Here is a 4,387-nt window from a genome sequence, read left to right on the forward strand (position 1 = left end):
TAGAACCGCAAAGTACCAGACTGTCACATACCTGATTCGGGGTCGCGTCCGCGACGAGACCCCCACCGAATTGCTTGACGATCATAGAGCGTTGGAACCACCTGATCCCATCCCGAACTCAGTAGTGAAACGACGCATCGCCGATGGTAGTGTGGAGCTTCTCCATGTGAGAGTAGGTCATCGTCAAGCTTCTATCCCAAACCCCCGATACGCTAACGCGTGTCGGGGGTTTGTCTTTGCGCGCGGAAAAAACTCGTGTCGAGCTACTGGATTCCTTCTCCTCTAGCCGATGCTGAGGCCTGTCCAAGCGTTCGGGGGGCGTGGATTTCTATGCAACCCGAGTGTGCATGGATATGATGCCTGCCTCATTGTGAGCCGGATCCAGCACATGCTGACTCTTTTGAAACTTCTGCAGGATGGGCGCTTTCACTCGGGCCAGGACCTGGGTGCCGCCTTGGGTGTTAGCAGAAGTGCCGTCTGGAAGCAGTTGCAGCAATTGGAGGCGGAGCTCAGCCTGCCCGTCTACAAGGTGCGCGGGCGCGGTTATCGTCTGCAAAGTCCGCTGAGCCTGTTGGACCAAGCGGCTGTGAATGGTGGGGCTTGTCCCTGGCTGCATCTGGTATTCGATTCGCTTGACTCCACGAATGCAGAGGTGATGCGGCGCCTGGCTGCGGGTGCGGCGCCTCCTTTCGCGGTCGTTGCCGAACGGCAGACGGAAGGGCGGGGGCGGAGGGGGCGCCGTTGGGTGAGCCCCTATGGCGAGAACCTCTACTACAGTCTTGCCTTGCGCATCGAGGGTGGCGCCCGTCAGTTGGAGGGGCTGAGCCTGGTTGTGGGACTGGCAGTGCTGAAAACGCTTCGTTCATTCGCTGCCCACACAGCGGGTCTCAAGTGGCCGAACGATCTGTTGGTCAATAATCGCAAGGTTGCAGGAATCCTACTGGAACTAGTGGGCGACCCTGCTGATATCTGTCATGTGATAGTTGGCATCGGGATAAACGTGAACATGCAGGTGCCTGCGGAGGAGATTGATCAGCCCTGGACTTCCATGAGAATGGAGTCAGGGGCGCTGGTGGACAGGAATGCGCTGGTCACCCGGTTGAGCTCCTGTCTCGCAGGCTACCTTGAGCGGCATAGGCTGGAGGGGTTTTCTGCTCTTCGAGAGGAGTGGGAGACCAGTCACCTCTGGCAAGGGAAGATGGTCAATCTGATTGCTGGTGTGCAGAAGATCCAGGGAATGGTCATGGGGATCGATGCGACGGGCGCATTACGCCTGAGTGTCGACGGTGAAGAACGAGCTTACAGCGGTGGCGAGCTCAGTTTGAGGTTGAGTGATGATTCTTGAGCTTGACTGCGGCAACAGCTTTATCAAATGGCGAGTTATAGATAGCGCGCAAGTGGCGACGGTTGCGGGGGGTGTGGTCGGCTCCGATGAGGAATTGGTTTCCGCATTGCAGCAGGTGGCCGGATTGGAGCTTCGTCACTGTCGATTGGTCAGTGTACGGTCCGACGAGGAGACTCGCTCCCTGACGTCGCGGCTGCAGCAGGGTTTTGGTGTGTCTTCCACCTGCGCTGTGCCCGCGCTGGAGATGGCTGGGGTGCGCAATGGCTATGCGGAGTACCAGCGTCTAGGTCTGGATCGTTGGCTGGCCGTGCTGGCCGCTTACCATATCGCTCGCAAGCCTTGCCTGGTCCTGGACCTGGGTACCGCGGTGACATCCGACCTGGTCACGGCGAGTGGCGAGCATCTGGGTGGATTCATCTGCCCGGGAATGCCGCTGATGCGCAATCAACTGCGAACCCATACCCGTCGTATCCGCTACGACGACGAAGCCGCGGAAAAGGCCCTGCTCGACATGGTACCCGGGCGTTCGACCGTGGAAGCGGTGGAGCGTGGCTGTCTGCTGATGTTGCGTGGTTTCGTGCAGTCGCAGATCGATCTGGCAGCCGAGCATCTGGGTGAGGACTTCGAAGTCTTCCTGACGGGCGGCGACGCGCTGTTGGTTCGCGACGTGCTCCCGCGCGCAAGGGTGTTGCCTGACCTGGTGTTCGCCGGTTTGGCGATAGCCTGTCCTTTGCATTGAGGTTGATCCATGCGTTGGTTGTTCCTGTTCCTCCTTGTTCTCAACCTCTTCTATTACGTTTGGCACCAGCAGCAGGCCCCACTGCGGCCAAAGGAAGTCGAGACGCTGTCGCTCTATAAAGGCGGCCAGCAGGATATCCGTCTGCTTAGCGAGTCCGGGAGTGCCCAGCCGAGGCGCAGCGCTGCGCCGGTGGCGCCAGCGGAAGAGTCGGTATGTCTATTCCTGGGCGGATTCGAGCGGGAGGAGCAGGCCAGGGAGGTCGAGCAGCGCTTGACCAGTCTTGATGTCCGCTCCGCGGTGCAGCCGGTGGATGCGGCAGCAGGCACTGATTACTGGGTCTATCTCACTCCCCTGGCGTCTCGTGAGGCATCGTTGCGCCAGCTGAAGGAACTCCAGGCGCGGAAGATCGACAGCTACATCGTTACCCAGGGCGATCTGGTCAATGGAATCTCCCTCGGGATCTTCCCGCGCCTGGATTCGGCGGAGAGCGTAATGCAGCGTCTGCGCGATGCGGGCTATGAGCCTTTCATGCGTGAACTGACCCGCGCGCACAGGGATTACTGGGTGCGCGTAGCCCCTGAAAGCCGCAGGCTGGTTGACGATCCGCTGCTCGAACAGCTGTCCCGAGACTTTTTTGGATTAAAACATCAACTTATGCCGTGCGAAGGTGTTGCATCTCCTCGTTAGCTTGAATAGAATGGCGCCCGCTTCGCAGGGTGGCCCAAAAGGCCAGATTGCAAAGCAGCTGTCGGACGAAGCTAACCTCAAGATTTTAATGAGAAAAAGCTTGACAGCAGGGTGGCAGAAGTTGAGAATGCCGCCTCACTTTGGAGGGGTTCCCGAGCGGCCAAAGGGATCAGACTGTAAATCTGACGTCATAGACTTCGAAGGTTCGAATCCTTCCCCCTCCACCAGATTCAAGCGAGAGCTGCAGGCTCCGCGGGTATAGTTCAGTGGTAGAACCTCAGCCTTCCAAGCTGATGATGCGGGTTCGATTCCCGCTACCCGCTCCAGCTTTGTTGTTTTCGCGATGTGTTTGGCTCATGTAGCTCAGCTGGTAGAGCACACCCTTGGTAAGGGTGAGGTCAGCGGTTCAAATCCGCTCATGAGCTCCATCTTAACAAAGGCAGATATGCAAATATCTGCCTTTGTTTTAATGGTGGCGTGACTCGCTCAATTCTTTGATGGGAGACGTTCTCGATGGCTAAAGAAAAGTTCGAACGTAACAAACCGCACGTCAACGTTGGTACCATCGGTCACGTTGACCATGGCAAGACCACTCTGACTGCTGCTCTGACCAAGGTCTGCTCCGAGACCTGGGGCGGTTCCGCTCGTGCGTTCGACCAGATCGACAACGCGCCGGAAGAGAAGGCTCGCGGTATCACCATCAACACTTCCCACGTTGAGTACGATTCCGCCGTTCGTCACTACGCTCACGTTGACTGCCCCGGTCACGCTGACTACGTGAAGAACATGATCACCGGTGCTGCCCAGATGGACGGCGCGATCCTGGTTTGCTCCGCTGCTGACGGCCCCATGCCGCAGACCCGCGAGCACATCCTGCTGTCCCGTCAGGTAGGCGTTCCTTACATTGTCGTGTTCCTGAACAAGGCCGACATGGTTGACGACGCTGAGCTGCTGGAACTGGTCGAGATGGAAGTTCGCGACCTGCTGAACACCTACGACTTCCCGGGCGACGACACTCCGATCATCATTGGTTCCGCTCTGATGGCCCTGGAAGGCAAGGACGACAACGAAATCGGCGTTTCCGCCGTTCGTAAGCTGGTTGAAACCCTGGACTCCTACATTCCGGAGCCGGTGCGTGCCATCGATCAGCCGTTCCTGCTGCCGATCGAAGACGTGTTCTCCATTTCCGGTCGCGGCACCGTGGTTACCGGTCGTGTTGAGCGTGGCATCGTCAAGGTTCAGGAAGAAGTCGAGATCGTCGGCATTCGTGCGACCACCAAGACCACCTGCACCGGCGTTGAAATGTTCCGCAAGCTGCTCGACGAAGGTCGCGCTGGTGAGAACGTTGGCGTCCTGCTGCGCGGCACCAAGCGTGACGACGTAGAGCGTGGCCAGGTTCTGGCCAAGCCGGGCACCATCAAGCCGCACACCAAGTTCGAGTGCGAAGTGTACGTGCTGTCCAAGGAAGAGGGTGGTCGTCACACTCCGTTCTTCAAGGGCTACCGTCCGCAGTTCTACTTCCGTACCACTGACGTGACCGGTAACTGCGAACTGCCGGAAGGCGTTGAGATGGTAATGCCGGGCGACAACATCAAGATGGTTGTCACCCTGATCGC

Annotated in this window: 4 protein-coding genes, 3 tRNA genes and 1 rRNA gene; all 8 read left to right on the top strand. The window is 58.4% G+C overall.

Annotated features, from left to right (window positions below; genetic code table 11):
- Positions 1 to 73: 73 nt before the first annotated feature.
- Positions 74 to 189: ribosomal RNA gene (gene rrf, locus E8F11_RS05180) — 5S ribosomal RNA — on the top strand.
- A 199-nt stretch (positions 190 to 388) separates the two neighbouring features.
- Complete coding sequence (gene birA / locus E8F11_RS05185) at positions 389 to 1,345, top strand: bifunctional biotin--[acetyl-CoA-carboxylase] ligase/biotin operon repressor BirA (RefSeq protein WP_280287727.1); 957 nt, start codon at positions 389 to 391, stop codon at positions 1,343 to 1,345.
- Complete coding sequence (locus E8F11_RS05190; RefSeq protein WP_280287728.1) at positions 1,335 to 2,084, top strand: pantothenate kinase; 750 nt, start codon at positions 1,335 to 1,337, stop codon at positions 2,082 to 2,084. Before birA ends, E8F11_RS05190 begins: the two co-directional genes overlap by 11 nt.
- Positions 2,085 to 2,093: 9 nt before the next feature.
- A complete protein-coding gene (locus E8F11_RS05195) occupies positions 2,094 to 2,771 on the top strand; it encodes an SPOR domain-containing protein (protein ID WP_280287729.1) in 678 nt (225 codons plus the stop codon).
- A gap of 142 nt (positions 2,772 to 2,913) precedes the next feature.
- Positions 2,914 to 2,998: transfer RNA gene (locus E8F11_RS05200), tRNA-Tyr, on the top strand.
- Positions 2,999 to 3,023: 25 nt separating this feature from the next.
- Positions 3,024 to 3,097, top strand: a tRNA-Gly gene (locus tag E8F11_RS05205).
- 26 nt (positions 3,098 to 3,123) lie between these two features.
- Positions 3,124 to 3,199, top strand: a tRNA-Thr gene (locus E8F11_RS05210).
- 85 nt (positions 3,200 to 3,284) lie between these two features.
- On the top strand, positions 3,285 to 4,387 hold a 1,103-nt coding region (gene tuf / locus E8F11_RS05215), incomplete at its 3' end, for an elongation factor Tu (RefSeq protein WP_280287730.1).

It is taken from the genome of Pseudomonas sp. BN417, from assembly GCF_029871205.1.
In the GTDB taxonomy this organism is placed as follows: domain Bacteria; phylum Pseudomonadota; class Gammaproteobacteria; order Pseudomonadales; family Pseudomonadaceae; genus Metapseudomonas.

Bases quoted from the DNA above. Each gene is read 5' to 3' on its own strand.
- E8F11_RS05190 (WP_280287728.1), top strand. From the start codon at position 1,335: ATGATTCTTGAGCTTGACTGCGGCAACAGCTTTATCAAATGGCGAGTT.
- birA (WP_280287727.1), top strand. From the start codon at position 389: ATGCTGACTCTTTTGAAACTTCTGCAGGATGGGCGCTTTCACTCGGGC.
- E8F11_RS05195 (WP_280287729.1), top strand. From the start codon at position 2,094: ATGCGTTGGTTGTTCCTGTTCCTCCTTGTTCTCAACCTCTTCTATTAC.